Origin of the sequence: Apilactobacillus kunkeei (genome assembly GCF_005930975.1) — a bacterium.
Taxonomy (GTDB): Bacteria; Bacillota; Bacilli; order Lactobacillales; family Lactobacillaceae; genus Apilactobacillus; species Apilactobacillus kunkeei_E.
Genome location: NZ_VBSE01000042.1, coordinates 92,033 through 108,251, shown reverse-complemented (window position 1 = coordinate 108,251; position 16,219 = coordinate 92,033). Strand labels below are relative to the sequence as shown.

The window sequence follows — 16,219 nt, the reverse complement described above, 5'->3', positions numbered from 1 at the left end:
CTTTTTACGTATTTATAAACAGATTAAATCATTTTACTTAAAAAACGTTGGGCGTTAGGGGTTTTTGGATTTTCGAAAAAGTCTTTAGGTGCTTGTTTTTCTTGAATCTTTCCCTCATCCATAAACCAAATTTCATCTGAAACATTCTTAGCGAATTCCATTTCATGGGTAACAATAATCATGGTCATGTCTTTCTTAGCTAAATCTTGCATAACACTTAGCACTTCACCAACTTTTTCAGGGTCTAGTGCTGAAGTGGGTTCGTCAAATAGAATTACCTCAGGATCCATGGCTAGTGCACGGACGATTGCGATACGTTGAGCTTGACCACCTGATAGGCTGTCTGGGTATACGTTTGCCTTATCATCTAGACCAACTGTTTTAAGCAGTTCATGTGCTTTTTCTTCCGCATCAGCCTTGCTCATCCCCTTAACCTTAATGGGTGCCAGTGTGATGTTATCAATAACTGTCTTGTTTTCAAACAAGTTAAAGCTTTGGAACACCATCCCGATGTGAGTTCTTAACTGAATTAATTCCTTATCAGAACTACTTACTAAGTCTTTTCCATCCAATAAAATCTTTCCGGAAGTTGGTTCACCTAACATGTTAATGCAACGAAGGAAAGTACTCTTACCGGCACCAGAAGGACCTAAAAGTGAGATTACTTCACCCTTGTGTACTTCAGCGTTGATGTCAGAAAAGATGGTATTATTTTTAAATTTTTTGGTTAAATTTTCAATTTTAATCATTGGTTCCATGGCTGATCTTCCCTTCTAAGTGTTTCATGATTCTAGAAATTGTAAATGTGATTACAAAGTAAATGATCATAATGACAGCGATTGGTGCGACACCCAGGTAAGTATCAGCTTGAACGGCTCTCATTTGATACATTAGTTCTCCAACCCCAATTACAGAAGCTAATGAACTATCCTTGATCAAAGTTACCAATTCATTACCAAGTGCAGGCCAAATGTTCTTGAACGCTTGAGGTAATACGATGTATTGCATTGATTGTTTCTTGGATAAACCAAGTGATAATGCTGCTTCACTTTGACCGTCAGAGATAGAATTTATTCCACCTCTAATGATTTCAGCAACGTAGGCCCCAGAGTTAATTGAAATAGCGATAATTCCTGAAGTTAATGCTGGAACGTTAACAATAGTACCTAGGCCAAAATAGATAAACATAATTTGAACTAATTGAGGAGTTCCACGAATGAATTCGATGTAGCAAACAGCAATGGAGTGTAATAGCCAGTTGTGACTTAATCTCATTAGTGCAAAAATGATTCCCAAAATGATACCAAAGAATACTGATACCACTGAAATAATCATTGTGTATTCAATTCCTGAGATAAAGAAGTTCTTGTATTGCCACATTGTTTCAAATTGTGATTGTGACTTGTTGTTAGTGATGTGTTTTGCAGCTGCTGGAACGAATTTCTTGGTGTATAGGTTACCTTGGTTCACCTTATCAATTGTCTTATTGGCAGCATTTTCTAAACTAGTAGCACCTTTAGCGAATGCGATTTTATTAGAACTTTCTTGTCCTGGCATCTTAGCATCAATAATCTTTAGGCCAGGGTTATGAGATGCGTATGCTTGAGCAACAGCAGTATCCAATGGAATGGCTTCAATTTTTCCTGACTTTAAAGCAAGAATTAAATCATTGATGTTTTCCATTCCCTTTAGGTTGATGTTCTTGATACCCTTCTTCACGGCGTCGTATTGTACTGATCCGATTTGAGCACCGATAGTTTTACCTTGTAAATCCTTGTATGACTTAATTTTCTTGTCGTCAGCACTGTTCAACACCAAACTCAATCCTGATGAATAGTAAGTCTTACTGAAGTCCACACTCTTAGCTCTTTGTGGCGTTTCGTTCATTCCAGCAATAACCATATCAACCTTTTTAGTTTGAAGCGCAACTAGTAGTGAGTCAAATCCCATTGATTTAACCTTTAGTTTTACTCCTAAATCTTTAGCGATGGTCTTTCCTAATTCGATATCAGCACCATATACTTGTGATCCACCGTTATCTTTTCCAATAAATTCGTATGGAGGATAATCTGGGGCGGTTCCCATTACGATGTATCCTTTTTGCTTAATTTGTTGTAGTGAGTTATCGGAAGCTGATGCTTGAACACTTGGAACAGTAAATGCTGTTACGAATAGTGTTGCAATCATTAACAACATTGTAATTAACACGGAATGTTTCATCTTATTTTTCATGATTCATTTCTCCCTTCAATTTTTCTTTCGCTTTTTCAATCTGTTTATGAACTTCATCGAACCCAGTGGATCCATAACTCTTTCTTCTTTGAATCGCGACATGAGGTTTCAAATCTTCATATATGTCTTCTTCAAATAAGTCAGAATAGTTATGTAGTTGTTCTAATGATAAGTCCTGTAAATAGCAATTTTCAGTAATACATTTAGCAACCAATTCACCGGAGATACGATGAGCTTGCCTAAATGGTAATCCCTTGGCTGATAGGTAATCAGCTAATTCTGTAGCGTTTGAGTAATCCTTTTCAACCGCTTGTAGCATTCTATCCTTATTAACATGCATTGTTGCAATCATTTCAGTCATTAATTGTAAGATTGGTTCAATGTTTTCAACTGTATCAAACACCCCAGCCTTATCTTCTTGTAGGTCCTTGTTGTATGCCAGCGGTAGTGATTTCATCGTTGCTAGTAAGGCGTTTAGATGGCCATACACAACACCTGTCTTTCCCCTAATTAGTTCACACATATCAGGGTTCTTCTTCTGTGGCATGATTGAGCTTCCAGTACTGAAAGCATCTGATAATTCAACATACTTGAACTCGTAACTAGACCATAAGCAAATTTCTTCGCATAGTCTTGATAAATGCATCATTAGAATAGAAGCATTGCTTAAAAATTCAATGGCAAAATCCCTATCTGAGACTGCATCGATAGAATTATTGTAAGGCGCTTCTAAATCCAACTCCTTGGCGGTGAAATGTGGATCAATCGGGAAAGTGGTTCCCGCTAAGGCCGCTGCCCCAATTGGTGACATGTTAGTATGTTTTTGGTTGAATTCGAACCTATCGGCATCACGATTTAGCATTTCGTAGTATGCCATCAGGTAATGGGCAAATGAGATTGGTTGAGCGTGTTGTAAATGGGTATATCCTGGCATGATGGTTTCTAAATTTTCATCTGCTAGGTTAACCAATTCACTTTGAAATTTCCTAATTAATGCAATGATTTGAGGTAAACGTTTCTTAAGATATAAATGAAAATCTAGTGCTACTTGATCATTTCTTGAACGTGCCGTGTGTAACTTTCCAGCTACAGCACCGATTTTTTCAGTTAACACTGTTTCAACATTCATATGAATATCTTCATTTTGATAACTGAAATGAAGTTTACCTTCATTGAATTCTTCTTTAATTTCTTTTAAACCATTCACAATTTGGTCTTTTTCGTCGTCTGTGATGATACCAACATGACTTAGCATTGTGGCATGAGCAATTGATCCCTCAATGTCCTCATTTGCCATTTTAATATCAACATTGATTGAGGCACCAAGCCTCAAGAATAAGTCATTGGCATCGCCATTAAAACGACCACCCCATAGTTTCTCACTCATTAGATTCACCTTCTAACTTGTTTTCAACCAATACCTTTTCTTTTGTTTGTGACTTCATAACATCTTTCATAAAGTTCTTTTGTAAGTTTTTTTGTTTTACTTGTGAAGCAACTTGAGTAGGTAGTCCCCATAGTTTAATGAAACCAACTGAAGCATTTTGATCGAATGAGTCAGCAGCAGTATAAGTTGCTAGGTCTTCATCGTATAGTGATTCATCTGATTTAGAAGCTACTACGTAAACATTACCCTTGAATAACTTCACCTTAACTGTCCCACTAACAGTTTCTTGTGATGATTGGATAAATGACTTTAGTGACTTCATTAGTGGTGAGAACCATAATCCGTTGTAAGTAAGATTAGCAACTTGTTGTTCAATCATTGGCTTGAAGTGAGCTAAATCTCTTTCCATAGTTAGGTTTTCCATGGCCTTGTGGGCCTTTAGTAATACAGTAGCACCTGGGGCTTCGTATACTTCTCTAGATTTAATTCCAACTAAACGGTTTTCGATGTGATCAATACGACCGACTCCGTGTTCACCTGCAATCAAATTAACCTTTTTAATTACATCAGCGAAACTCATTTCCTCGCCGTCAACTGCGACTGGTTTACCTTGTTTAAATGTGATATCCATAAATTCCGGTTGATCCGGAGTTTCTTCGATTGGCTTAGTAATATCAAATGCATCTTCTGGTGCTTGGTTCCATGGATTTTCTAGTACACCACATTCATTAGCACGTCCCCAGATATTAGCATCAATTGAGTATGGAGAATCTAAATCAATCGGAATATCGATATTATGTTTCTTAGCAAATTCAATTTCCTCTTCTCTGTTCCAGTGCCATTGACGAACTGGAGTAACCACCGTCAATTTAGGATCTAGCGAATGAATAGCAACATCGAAACGAACTTGATCGTTTCCTTTACCAGTACATCCATGACAAATATATTCGGCATCTTCTTTATGTGCAATTTCAACTAGTTTTTGACTCATTAAAGGACGAGATAGGGCTGAGCTTAATGGATATTCGCCTTCATACATAGCATTAGCATCCAATGCAGTTAATAGGAAATCTTCAGCGAATTCGTCTAATGCATCAACAACATATGACTTAATGGCACCTACTTTTAACGCCTTTTCTTTAATTTGATTTAAATCTTTATGTTCACCGTAGTCCTCTCCTACATTAATGCAGCAAGCAATTACGTCAAAACCTTGTTCAATTAACCATGCAATTGAAACTGATGTATCTAATCCTCCGGAATATGCTAAAACGATTTTCTTTGATTGTTTCATGTGAAACATCCTCCTTTTTGTATATAAACAATGAAATTTTTATTTCAACAGAGGACGATGTAACCGCGGTACCACCTCACTTCCTAACACCCTCGCGAATGCTAGCTCATAAAGTCAATGACTTCCGCGTTAACGCCGCCGACGTTTGCTTCTACTCATTTCGAAGCTCACTCACAAGTACGATTAATCAAATGTCATTATTAACTCTCATCAACGTTAATTTCTCTGTAAATGATTGGTTTGATTAAATTCTTGATCTTCATGAAAATATTTATATAAAAAAAGTCCTCTAGGAATAAATCCTAGAGGACGAATAATCGTGGTTCCACCTCAGTTTCTGATGCTCTCACGAACATCAGCTCATAAAGTTTTTTCAAACTTTAACGATAACGCGTTAACGGTGAATTCTACTCGTTTCGAATTCAAACTCATAGGTACGATTTAATTAATGTCATCCTTAGCTCTCACCCGGCTTTGCTAAGTTCTCTGTAAATTACTGAATTAATTAAAATTCCTAATCAATGTTTTTAAATTTATATTCAAGTTTTTGGTATAAAAAAAGTCCTCTTGGATAAGATATCCAAGAGGACGAATAAATCGCGGTGCCACCTCAATTTCTAGTATTCTCACAAATACTAGCTCGAGAAGTTAAAATAACTTCTGCGTTAACGCCGCCAACGATTTTTTCTACTCATTTCGAAAAATGACTCTCAGGTACGATTCAATTACCGTGCTACCCACTCTCATAACCGTGAGCTCCCTGTGAAACACTCAATAATTAAAATTCCTGTTCAACGTCTTATTTGATTGTCACTTATATTAATACCATATTAAAAAAAATGCAACACTTTAATTTTATTCTAATGAATCCCAAGGTGCTAATTCTACCGGAGATTGGCTCAACAGTGCGATTTTGTCATTAGATAAATATTTTTTATTTATTACAATTTCATATACATATTCATTCATCCAACCATCATCCATGATGAAGTATCCATTTACACCATTCTTTGTTCCCCATGAATTTTCAACCTTCCATTTAGTTGGTTTATCGTCAACTAGGTCGACGCCTGTTAAAGCAGTAGCATGTGAAACAATGGCATCATGATATTGTAATCTTTGCTTTTTACTCATTGTTAAATCAACATCAAAAAGTTCATCGTAATGGTATAAATTTTCGGCTAAAAAGCCTTTTTTACGGTCAGATTGACGTGCAATATCATTAGCAAACCAAACAGCTTGACCGTCCTTTAATTGCGCAATTGCAGCATCTTTTAATTCTTCCATTGGTAGGTTTAAGAACTCAATCTTACGACCATCAACCACGTTTTCTTGAGCAGATAAACGATACATTTTGTTGTATTCCTTGTCAGGAGAGTTACTTAAGACAACATAATCGTCTAAATCAGCATCTGATAGATACTTTTCATAAAATGATTTAGGCGTTAAATTACGATCAATGTGATAATTGTCATTATCATCCCTATATTCAAAGTCAAACGTCTTTGGTGGTACTCCAAGTGAGTATGCAGCAATCTTGTAAACTTCAGACAGCATTTGTTCCCTAGCATCGTGGATGTCTTCTTCAGACACTCCGTCGTTTACCATGTTACGTAGTTTGTATGCATCATTTCTAAGTTTGTAATTCAAAATTGATTTCAAGTCACCAGTACTTTCAGAAACAGTAGTTTCACTGAACGCAGATGTTGGCACAACCCCATATTTTTGTACTAATGATACGGCCATCGCCCATTGACCACCATCTGCACCTGGTCCCACTTCTAGGAAATATTGAACGGTACGATCGTCTAGTGGCTTGTCAGCAGTGTTAACGATTCGATCGTAGAAAATATTAGCACGTTCAATCTTATCCCAGAAGAATAGATAGTTCTGGGATAATTCGAAGTCTTTAACGTTATACTTAGCACCAAATTGATGTTTTAAAGTATTTAATAACGCAAACATCCAGCAACGACCGGATTGTTTTTGGTTGGAAACCTTACCAGTCTTCACTTCAACAGAAAAGACGGGATTTAGTTTTTCAGTGGCTGTTTCATCGTATGAAACATTTCCAATTCCATTTTGTGTTACGGTTCTTTCCAAAATCGCATTGGTGGGATTTTCATCGTAGGCCGCACGTAATTCTTTTAGGTCTTGTTCGGTAATTTTTGTTTCAGTCATTATCTACGTCCTCCTTATACCGCTGCCCAAGGGTCTAAATCAACTGGGGTTTGTGCTAGTAATTGTCTTTGTGGATCGGTTAGGTACTTCTTGTTGACGATAATTTCAAAGACGTTATTGTCCATCCAGTTATCATCCATTACGAAGTAACCTTTTTCGCCGACCTTTTCTCCCCAAGAGTTTTCGACTTTCCACTTAGATGGTCTGTCGTCAACAATATCGACACCAGTAAGTGTCATCGCGTGGTTAGGAATGTTGTCGTAGTAATCTAAACGTTGAGCCTTGTCCATATTCATATCGATATCAAACAATTCAGCACGGCGGTATAAATCGTCGTCTAACAAACCGTTTTGACGGTCTGATTGTTCGGTCACAGTATTGGCAAACCAGACAGTTTCTCCATCTTTTAATTGCGCAATTGCGGCATCTTTCAATACATCCATTGGCATATTTAAGAATTCGATTTTGCGACCACCCACGATGTTTTGACCGGCCTTGTTACGGAATAATTGTTCCATTTTACGGTTAGGATAGTTTCCCAACACAACGTAATCATCTAAATTAATTTCAAAGTATTTATCAAAAAATTGTTTAGGTGTAATCCCTTCGTCAACATGGTAGTTTTGATTATCATCACGGTATTCAAAGTCAAATGTTTCACGTGGAACACCACATGCAAAACCAGCAATTCTATAGACTTCTTTTAGCATTTCCTTACGTTTTTCAACAATTTCGGCGTCACTGCTACCGGAATGAATCATATCACGTAAAACCATAGCGTCACGACGTAACTTACGATTAAACACTTCCTTTAAATCAGATGTATCCTCAGTTACGTTGCTTTCAGGAAAAGCAGAAGTTGGCATTACACCATACTTTTGTACTAGTGCGACTGCCATACCCCATTCACCACCATCTGCACCCGGTGCAGCTAAGTAGCAGCGAAGTTCGCGATCATCGAACGGCTTATTGGCAGTATCGATAATGCGATCGTAAAAGATGTTGGCACGTTCTACCTTATCCCAGAAAAATAGGTAGCTTTGTGATAGTTCAAAGTCTTTTACGTTGTAGCGTTTCGCAAAGTCGTGTTTTAAAACGTTTAACAATGAGAATAGCCAGCAACGTCCTGAACGTTTTTGGTTTGATACCTTACCAGTATCGATTTCTACAGAGTATGTGTGGTTTAATTTGGCCACTACTCGGTTGTCTTTGGCGGTATTGTTGATGCCGTTTTTCATAACGGAACGTTGTAATACCTTGTTTTTTGGATCACTGTCATATTTTTCGCGCATTGCATCAAAATCAGCTTGCGTTAACTTAGTATGAACCATTAATTACACCCCTAATTAACTTATTAATCAGTACTCCAACCAATAGCCTTGTCGAATTGAATACGACCGTTTGCTTCATCATCCATCGCTTGATCGATAACATCAAAGGCCTTTTCTAGTTGTTCTTCAGTAATTACCAAGGGTGGTTGGAATCTAAGCACATTTCCCCTAACGGTAATCATGATTACCCCTAGTTCAAACATTCGATAGATTAGTTTTGTAGCTACTTTGACGTCAGCTTTTCCGGTCTTAGGATCAATGATATCAATGCCACCATCCAATCCGTACATTCTAACGTCACCAACAAAATTGTACTTCTCTTTCATTCTATCAAAAAAAACCTTAGATTTAACTCCTAAACGATTACTTCGTTCTAGTAAATGTTCATCTTCAATGACATCAATAGTAGCCATTGCAGCCGCTGTGGTAACAGGGTTTCCGGCGGTGGTGTACACGTTTGCGGGTGCATCTAGAGATTCGATAATTTCTTTTTTACCGATTACCGCACTAAGTGGTAAACCAGAAGATAGTGACTTTCCAACGGTCATAAGGTCAGGATAAATGCCGTCAAATTGTTGAATTGACCACCATTTACCGGTACGGCCCATCCCTTGATTGACCTCATCAATTGCAAATAGGATGCCATGTTCGTGGGCAAATTCGTATACTTTCTTTAGGTACTTTTCTGGTGCTTTAACGATTCCGCCATCACCTTGAATTGGTTCAATCAATATGACCGCAACCTCGTCAGCAGGTAAATATGTATCAAACGGTAGCTTAAATTCTTCAAACATACGATCTACAAACTCATCCTCTGTTTCATATTGTTGTCGGTACCATGGACTTGGGAATGGAACTTTGTAGAATCCACTCATTAATGGTCCCATCTTACGATTCATGTTTAAACTAACTCCAGAAGCACTCATTGAACCATATGTAGAACCATGATATGCTCCGGTAAAACTAACAACGTCTTGCCGACCAGTGTATCCACGGGCAAACTTAATTAACGCGTCATTGGCGTCTGATCCAGAGTTACCCCATGATAGTTCAGCCGGGCCATCAATTGGTGCCAAGTCAGTCAATCGTTGAGCCAGTTGAGATGCCGGTAAGTTAGCAAAATATGCCGGAGTATATTGGATTAATTTCTGAGCCTGCTTCGTGATAGCTTCAACAACATGTGGATGGCTATGACCAGTATTAGTAGATGATGCGCTCGCTAATAAATCAATGTATTCATTTCCTTCGACGTCTTTTAAAATCGCACCTTCACCCGATTCAATTACCATATCAAAATACTTGATACGTGAAGCTGATGCGAAACATTCGTCTTCGTCATGCAAAATTTCTTGATTTTTCATATTGAACACCTCATCTCTTATATTCATTAGAAAATGATTAACTTCTAATCATTTTCTAATTTAATTGTCATTAATTATATCTGATTGATTAAAGTTGTCAACATGTGGATAAGTAAACCTATGGTTACATTTAAATTAAATACGTTGATTTAGCTTGATATTTCTGTATTTACTGGTAAATTATTATATGTATATGAGAATATTTTTACATTCCCAGGAGGAAACAATATGAAAAAGAAATGCGCTGCTGCATTTGCAGCTGTTGGTGCCGTATTTTTAATCGGTACTACCGTCCATGCATCCGCTAAACAAACATACACTAACCGAAGTGAATTCGTTAACGTATACAAATATGGGAAGTTACGTCACGGTCGTCACACCATGATGAGATACCGTTACTTTAAAAGAATCGGCCACATGCACGTGGGTAACCGTGTACGTTTCAAGGGATCAAATTTCCTATTCTTACCCAAATTAGGTGGTTACGTTCCCGAATACCAATTGAAGCTTGTAAAACCCGTTAAAAAGTTTAAAAAAGCTAAAAGAGTGGTTGTAAAACCTAAAAAGACTACTATAAAAAAGAAAAAAGATACCAAAGAAGTTAAGAAAACAGTCATCACAAATACAAGCGCTTCTGGCATGAGCTTAAGCAACCGTATGTTTAATACTCAACCTAAACCAAACGTTTCTACAGGTGAACAGAAATTAACTAAAATTGCTGTAAAACCTATCAAAGATATGGTTAACCATACAGATTCAAAACATCCAATCATTGATGATAAAAAGGCTTTCAATCAACCAAGTGATAACAATTCTATGGTAACAAAAATCGTAAACACAGATGGCTCAGGAGCTGCTTTAAGCAATAGTAAACCAGCCTCAGATATCAATTCATCTGTAAGTGATGTTGCAACTACCACATTTTCTACAGCAAGCACAACATCAACAAACAAATAAATAACCAACAAAAAAGCGTTGAATTTAATTCAACGCTTTTTTATTTTTTAAATTATTAATATTGTAACGCTGTGTTGCGTTTCCAGACCATGGGAATGCATACACAACGCCTAGGACCTTTCGTTGTTCAACAAATCCCCAATAACGGCTGTCATTTGAGATTGATCGATTATCACCTAAGACGAAGTACATTCCTTTAGGGACAACTTTTTCATCTTGGTCATCTACCCATTTTTCTCTAGATAACTTGGCAATATCCCAGTTCTTAATGACATCATTCTGAAATTTATATCGAGTTCCCACACTCACTTGTTTCTTACTAATATAGTTTTGCTTGTATAGCTTATTATTAATATATAATTTCCCGTCTTTATAAACGATTTTATCACCCGGAATCCCAACTACACGCTTAACATAGTACGTAGTGGCAAGCTTGGTAGGATCTTCGCCAAATGCATCAAACACAATTACACTATTGCGTTTAATATAAGATTTTTTCATCACCAAAACTCGTTGACCCGTATGTAAGTTGGGGTCCATTGAATGACCATCAACTTTAACTACAGTCGCAAAACTCTTAATTGCAAACCAGGCCAGTACTAAAAATAATAGGTAGATAACCCATGATAACAAACTTTTTTGTTTAGCAGTAAATTTCATGGATTAAATTCCCCTCTAATTGGCTAAATCATTAACATTATGACGGTGCTTAGCAGTACCAGACCATGGGAATAGCTTAGCAACTCCCAATACCTTAGATTTCTTTACAAATCCCCAGTAACGACTGTCGTTTGAGATGCTACGGTTATCTCCCAATACGAAATATTCGCCCTTCGGTACTACCTTTGAATTTTGGTTGTATACCCATTTTGTGCTGGATAAACTTGAGATACTCCAGTTCTTAATTTGATTGTTAGTATCAAAGTATCTAGTACCAACATTTAGTTCCTTTTTACTAATAAAACTTTGGTCAGCGACCTTATTATTAACGTATAATTTTCCATCTTTATATGAAACAGTATCACCTGGCAAACCAATAACACGTTTTACATAATAGTCCTTTGCAGTGGCATTAGGATCTTCTCCATGAGCGTCAAAAATGATGACACTATTACGTTTAATATCAGATTGTTTTAATACCAACATCTTTTCTCCGTTGTATAGGTTTGGATCCATCGAATGGCCATCAACGGTTGCCATCGTAAAGAAGTGGGCAATTGTTAAGTAAATACCTCCTAATACAACTAAGTAAATTAGCCAACTAAGGCATTCTTTTAAAAAACTATTTTTCTTCTTTTTGGTAGAATTTTCCATTTTTATCATTACTCCTAATTTTTATAACCTTATTGTATCATTATTTTAGAGATTGTTTTAAATAATCCCTTGTGATAATTCGCTCTTATAAGTATAATTTAATTGTTAATATTTTAATTAAATGATAAAAAGGAATGACCAAGCATTAATAAAATCGGAAAATTAAATATACATAAGAACATCATCGCGGCATTTCTGGTATGGTTCCTATTGTCCGTACTTTGGGGAATGTTCAATATCGACAAAGAAGCAATGTCACTACAAGTGATTTTAAAAGCAAATTTTCTGACTGCGCTACCACAAATGCTAATTTTCATCGAAGTTGCAATACTATACATAATCATTTCCATGCTACGTACCAGAATTTTCTTAGCATTTCTATCTATTTACACCGTCTATATTGACGCTTTAAATCTGTCTGCAGTGTTTGTATACATAATTGATGGAAACTACTTCTACGCCGCTTTTTGGGCGTTTATGTGGGTACTACTAACAACTTCCATTGTATGCTTTACTGTGGCAGCAAATCATTCGATTTTAAAGCATCGATCTGTAAAAGTTCAACGTCAAAATAAATCCGAATACTTAAAATATCAATTCACACTATTAAAAAACGTCTTGATTCCTGGAATCATTTCATCATTTTTATACACGATTTTAAATAGTTGTATTCGATAATAAAAAAGCCGTCTAAACGATGTTTAGACGGCTTTTAATTTTATCTATTTTTTGATTTTAGCAATTTTACCTTGTTGAATGTAAACACCTAAAATAGCAACATCTGAAGGGTTAACCCCTGAAATTCTAGAAGCTTGGGCCACAGTACGTGGTCTAATCTTTTCTAGTTTTTGACGAGCTTCAGTAGCTAAGCTATCAATTGCGTCATAATCAATATCATCTGGAATTTTCTTAGCTTCCATTTTCTTCATACGAGCAACGTTTTCTTCAGCTTTCTTAATGTATCCAGCATACTTAGTTCTGATTTCAACTTGTTCGACTACACGACGACCCAATGGTTTGTCGGCAGGTTCGATGAACTTCAACAATGTGTTGTAAGTTACATATGGGCGACGTAAGAATACAGATGCCAAGATACCATCCTTAAGTGGCTTATCACCATGAGCTTCAACGAATTCGTTTACTTCATCACTTGGTTTGATACGAGTGTGATCTAATCGGTCTAATTCGTTAATAACGGCTTCTTTCTTTTCTAAGAACTTATTATATCTTTCATCAGAAATTAGACCTAATTCATGACCTTTTTCAGTTAGACGGAAATCAGCATTGTCGTTTCTAAGAAGTAAACGATATTCAGCACGACTAGTTAGCAAACGGTATGGTTCGTTAGTTCCCTTAGTTACTAAGTCATCAACTAACACACCAATGTATGCTTCGTTACGTTTTAGAACCATTGGTTCCTTACCTTGAGCGCGTAGTGCGGCATTGATTCCGGCATATAGACCTTGTCCAGCAGCTTCTTCGTATCCTGAAGTACCGTTAGTTTGACCGGCAGTGTATAGGTTCTTAACAATCTTAGTTTCAAATGTTGGTTTTAATTGATATGGTGCTACAACATCATATTCGATGGCGTAACCAGGTCTCATCATTTCAGCGTGTTCTAGTCCAGCAACACTGTGTAACATCTTTTGTTGTACTTCTTCTGGAAGAGAAGTTGAAAGACTATCACAGTAGTATTCATTGGTTTCACGACCTTCAGGTTCCAAGAAAACTTGGTGTCTGTTCTTGTCAGCAAAACGAACAATCTTATCTTCAATTGATGGACAGTAACGAGGACCAACCCCTTCAATCACACCGGTAAACATAGGTGCACGGTCTAGATTGTCACGAATTATTTGGTGGGTATGTTCGTTGGTATAAGTTAACCAACATGATAGTTGATCTTTAACCGGAATATACTTGTCATCAGGAGTTTCAAAACTGAAGTGGTTAACTTCTTCATCCCCTGGTTGTTCTTCCGTCTTAGAGAAGTCAATGGTACGACCATTAACACGTGGAGGTGTACCGGTCTTGAAACGTTTCAATTCAAAACCTAATTCCTCTAGATTTTCTGATAGCTTTAATGCTGGTTGAGAATTGTTTGGACCAGAAGAATATCTTAATTCACCGATGATAATTCTTCCACGAGCTGCTGTTCCGGCACAAATAACCGTTGTTTTGGAGTAGTACTTAGCACCTGTGAAAGTAACGATACCCTTGCAGACACCATCTTCAACGATTAATGAATCAACAATTCCTTGCTTTAAATCCAAATTAGGTTGATTTTCGATAGTTTCTTTCATTGCACGGTGGTAAGCATGTTTATCAGCTTGCGCACGCAATGCACGAACGGCTGGACCCTTACCAGTGTTTAGCATTCTCATTTGCACGTAAGTCTTATCGATATTTCTACCCATTTCCCCACCTAGTGCATCGATTTCTCTAACAACGGTTCCTTTGGCTGGTCCACCAAGTGATGGATTACATGGCATAAATGCAACCATGTCCAAATTAATTGTTATTAACATTGTTTTGTTTCCCATTCTGGCTGAAGCAAGCGCTGCTTCACTACCAGCATGTCCGGCACCAACAACGATAACGTCGTATTCACCGGCATCGTATTGGATATTTTCTTCACTTACGATTTGGCTCATTTGTTTTCCTCCATTAAAAATGTTTCACATGAAACAATTGACTATTTTCCTAGACAGAATTGGCTGAATAGTTGATCTAATAGCTCACCATTGTAGCTATCACCGGTAATTTCACCAAGTGATTCCCAACATGCGTGCATGTCCATTTGAACTAAATCAACCGGTAGACCTTCATCCAATCCGTTAATTACGCTGTTTAGTGATTCTTTTGCATTGTGTAACAAACTAACGTGTCTGGCATTTGTAACCATAACGTCATTTTGTGAACTTTGAATTCCCTGGGTAAAGAATAGCTTAGCAATCATTTCCTCAAGTGGTTCAGTTCCATTGTCTTGAATGGCAGAAGTAGTAATTACGTTTTCTGCGCCAACTAGATTCTTAACTTCATCAACATCAATTTGTTGAGGCAAGTCGGTCTTATTCAAAATGACAATTCGTTTGGAATCATTAGTTAGTTCGATTAATTGACGATCTTCGTCAGAAAGTTGTTCTGAGTAGTTCAATACCAATAGCACTAGGTCTGAACTAGCGATGGCCTTTCTTGAACGTTCCACACCGATTTTTTCGACCTTATCTTCGGTTTCACGGATTCCGGCTGTATCCACTAACTTCAAAGGAACACCCTTAACGTTAACGTATTCTTCTAACACGTCACGGGTGGTTCCTGGAACATCTGTAACGATGGCCTTATCTTGGTGCAACAAGTGGTTTAAGATACTTGATTTACCAACATTTGGACGACCAACGATAGAAGTAGCAAGTCCATCTCTTAGCACTTGTCCTTGCTTGGCAGTTTCTAACAGTTTTTCAACTTTAGCTTTTAAATCAACCGCATTTTCCTTCAACAACTTAGAAGTCATTACTTCGGCATCGTCATATTCAGGGTAATCAATGTTAACTTCGACATTTGCTAAAACGTCCAAAATTTGTTGTCTAAGCGTTCTAATTAGTCTTGAAAGGTTTCCTTCAAGTTGGCTTTCAGCAGCCTTCATAGAACGAGTAGTTTTAGCATCAATGACATCCATAACTGCTTCTGATTGTGAAAGGTCAATTCTTCCATTTAAGAATGCACGTTTAGTAAATTCACCTGGTTCAGCAAGACGAGCACCATAACTTAAAATCAATTGAAGAATAGTGTTAGTGGCTAAGATACCACCATGACAGTTAACCTCAATCACGTCTTCACATGTGTAAGTCTTTGGAGCTCTCATTACTGATACCATTACTTCGTCAACGTCTTCGTTAGTGTCTGGATCAAAGACATGTCCGTAATTAATGGTGTGTGAGGCAACTTTGTTTAAGTCCTTACCTCGATAAATTTTACTAATTACCTTTAAAGCGTCATCCCCACTAATTCGAACGATGGAGATACCCCCTTCACCAGGTGGTGTTGAAATCGCTGCAATTGTATCAAAATCTGTAGTCGTTGCCATGTTCCTCTTCCTTTCTCAATTATCAAAATCCGTATTGTGGTCTAGCGCACAAAAAAAGTGCCCACTCCACGCCAAAAA

Annotated in this window: 13 protein-coding genes and 3 other annotated features; of the genes, 2 read left to right on the top strand and 11 right to left on the bottom strand. The window is 37.3% G+C overall.

The features are described from left to right. Positions 1–23: 23 nt before the first annotated feature. The 7 genes from FD688_RS05770 to FD688_RS05740 all read right to left on the bottom strand — a co-directional run bounded on the left by FD688_RS05770 (position 24) and on the right by FD688_RS05740 (position 9,786). On the bottom strand, positions 24–758 hold the full coding sequence (locus FD688_RS05770) for an amino acid ABC transporter ATP-binding protein (protein ID WP_138742177.1): 735 nt from the start codon (positions 756–758) through the stop codon (positions 24–26). Then, entirely contained in the window at positions 742–2,232 is a 1,491-nt protein-coding gene (locus FD688_RS05765; RefSeq protein WP_138742176.1) for an ABC transporter substrate-binding protein/permease, read from the bottom strand. The genes FD688_RS05770 and FD688_RS05765 overlap by 17 nt, the downstream gene beginning before the upstream one ends. Further along, a complete protein-coding gene (gene argH / locus FD688_RS05760) occupies positions 2,222–3,619 on the bottom strand; it encodes an argininosuccinate lyase (RefSeq protein ID WP_138742175.1) in 1,398 nt (465 codons plus the stop codon). The genes FD688_RS05765 and argH overlap by 11 nt, the downstream gene beginning before the upstream one ends. Then, positions 3,612–4,913, bottom strand: a complete 1,302-nt coding sequence (locus FD688_RS05755; protein ID WP_138742174.1) for an argininosuccinate synthase — start codon at positions 4,911–4,913, stop codon at positions 3,612–3,614. Before FD688_RS05755 ends, argH begins: the two co-directional genes overlap by 8 nt. Positions 4,914–4,960: 47 nt before the next feature. Further along, positions 4,961–5,182: a binding site (T-box leader), on the bottom strand. Positions 5,183–5,215: 33 nt separating this feature from the next. After that, positions 5,216–5,444: a binding site (T-box leader), on the bottom strand. A 50-nt stretch (positions 5,445–5,494) separates the two neighbouring features. Beyond that, positions 5,495–5,717 (bottom strand) — a binding site (T-box leader). A 51-nt stretch (positions 5,718–5,768) separates the two neighbouring features. Continuing rightward, positions 5,769–7,094 (bottom strand): C1 family peptidase, encoded by a 1,326-nt coding sequence (locus FD688_RS05750; RefSeq protein WP_138742173.1) that lies wholly within the window; start codon positions 7,092–7,094, stop codon positions 5,769–5,771. A 14-nt stretch (positions 7,095–7,108) separates the two neighbouring features. Beyond that, positions 7,109–8,425 carry a C1 family peptidase gene (locus tag FD688_RS05745; RefSeq protein WP_138742172.1) on the bottom strand — a complete coding sequence of 439 codons (1,317 nt, stop codon included), beginning with the start codon at positions 8,423–8,425 and terminating at the stop codon, positions 7,109–7,111. 23 nt (positions 8,426–8,448) lie between these two features. Further along, on the bottom strand, positions 8,449–9,786 hold the full coding sequence (locus FD688_RS05740) for an aspartate aminotransferase family protein (RefSeq protein WP_225426114.1): 1,338 nt from the start codon (positions 9,784–9,786) through the stop codon (positions 8,449–8,451). A gap of 228 nt (positions 9,787–10,014) precedes the next feature. Here FD688_RS05740 and FD688_RS05735 point away from each other — a divergent pair, with 228 nt between their 5' ends. Continuing rightward, entirely contained in the window at positions 10,015–10,743 is a 729-nt protein-coding gene (locus FD688_RS05735) for a hypothetical protein (RefSeq protein WP_138742170.1), read from the top strand. A gap of 24 nt (positions 10,744–10,767) precedes the next feature. Here the strand turns inward: FD688_RS05735 and lepB (FD688_RS05730) are convergent, their stop codons facing one another. Beyond that, positions 10,768–11,403: a signal peptidase I gene (lepB, locus tag FD688_RS05730; protein ID WP_138742169.1), complete on the bottom strand. Its 636-nt coding sequence runs from the start codon at positions 11,401–11,403 to the stop codon at positions 10,768–10,770. 15 nt (positions 11,404–11,418) lie between these two features. After that, positions 11,419–12,057, bottom strand: a complete 639-nt coding sequence (lepB, locus tag FD688_RS05725) for a signal peptidase I (protein WP_138742168.1) — start codon at positions 12,055–12,057, stop codon at positions 11,419–11,421. A 210-nt stretch (positions 12,058–12,267) separates the two neighbouring features. On the opposite strand from lepB (FD688_RS05725), the gene FD688_RS05720 reads away from it, so the two are divergent. Beyond that, positions 12,268–12,735, top strand: a complete 468-nt coding sequence (locus tag FD688_RS05720) for a hypothetical protein (protein ID WP_190242925.1) — start codon at positions 12,268–12,270, stop codon at positions 12,733–12,735. Between the two features lie 44 nt (positions 12,736–12,779). Here the strand turns inward: FD688_RS05720 and mnmG are convergent, their stop codons facing one another. Together mnmG and mnmE are read right to left on the bottom strand one after the other, a co-directional pair. Beyond that, positions 12,780–14,708 carry a tRNA uridine-5-carboxymethylaminomethyl(34) synthesis enzyme MnmG gene (gene mnmG, locus FD688_RS05715; RefSeq protein ID WP_054608614.1) on the bottom strand — a complete coding sequence of 643 codons (1,929 nt, stop codon included), beginning with the start codon at positions 14,706–14,708 and terminating at the stop codon, positions 12,780–12,782. A gap of 41 nt (positions 14,709–14,749) precedes the next feature. Beyond that, positions 14,750–16,141, bottom strand: coding sequence for a tRNA uridine-5-carboxymethylaminomethyl(34) synthesis GTPase MnmE (mnmE, locus tag FD688_RS05710; RefSeq protein WP_138742166.1), 1,392 nt, complete (start codon positions 16,139–16,141; stop codon positions 14,750–14,752). Positions 16,142–16,219: the final 78 nt, after the last annotated feature.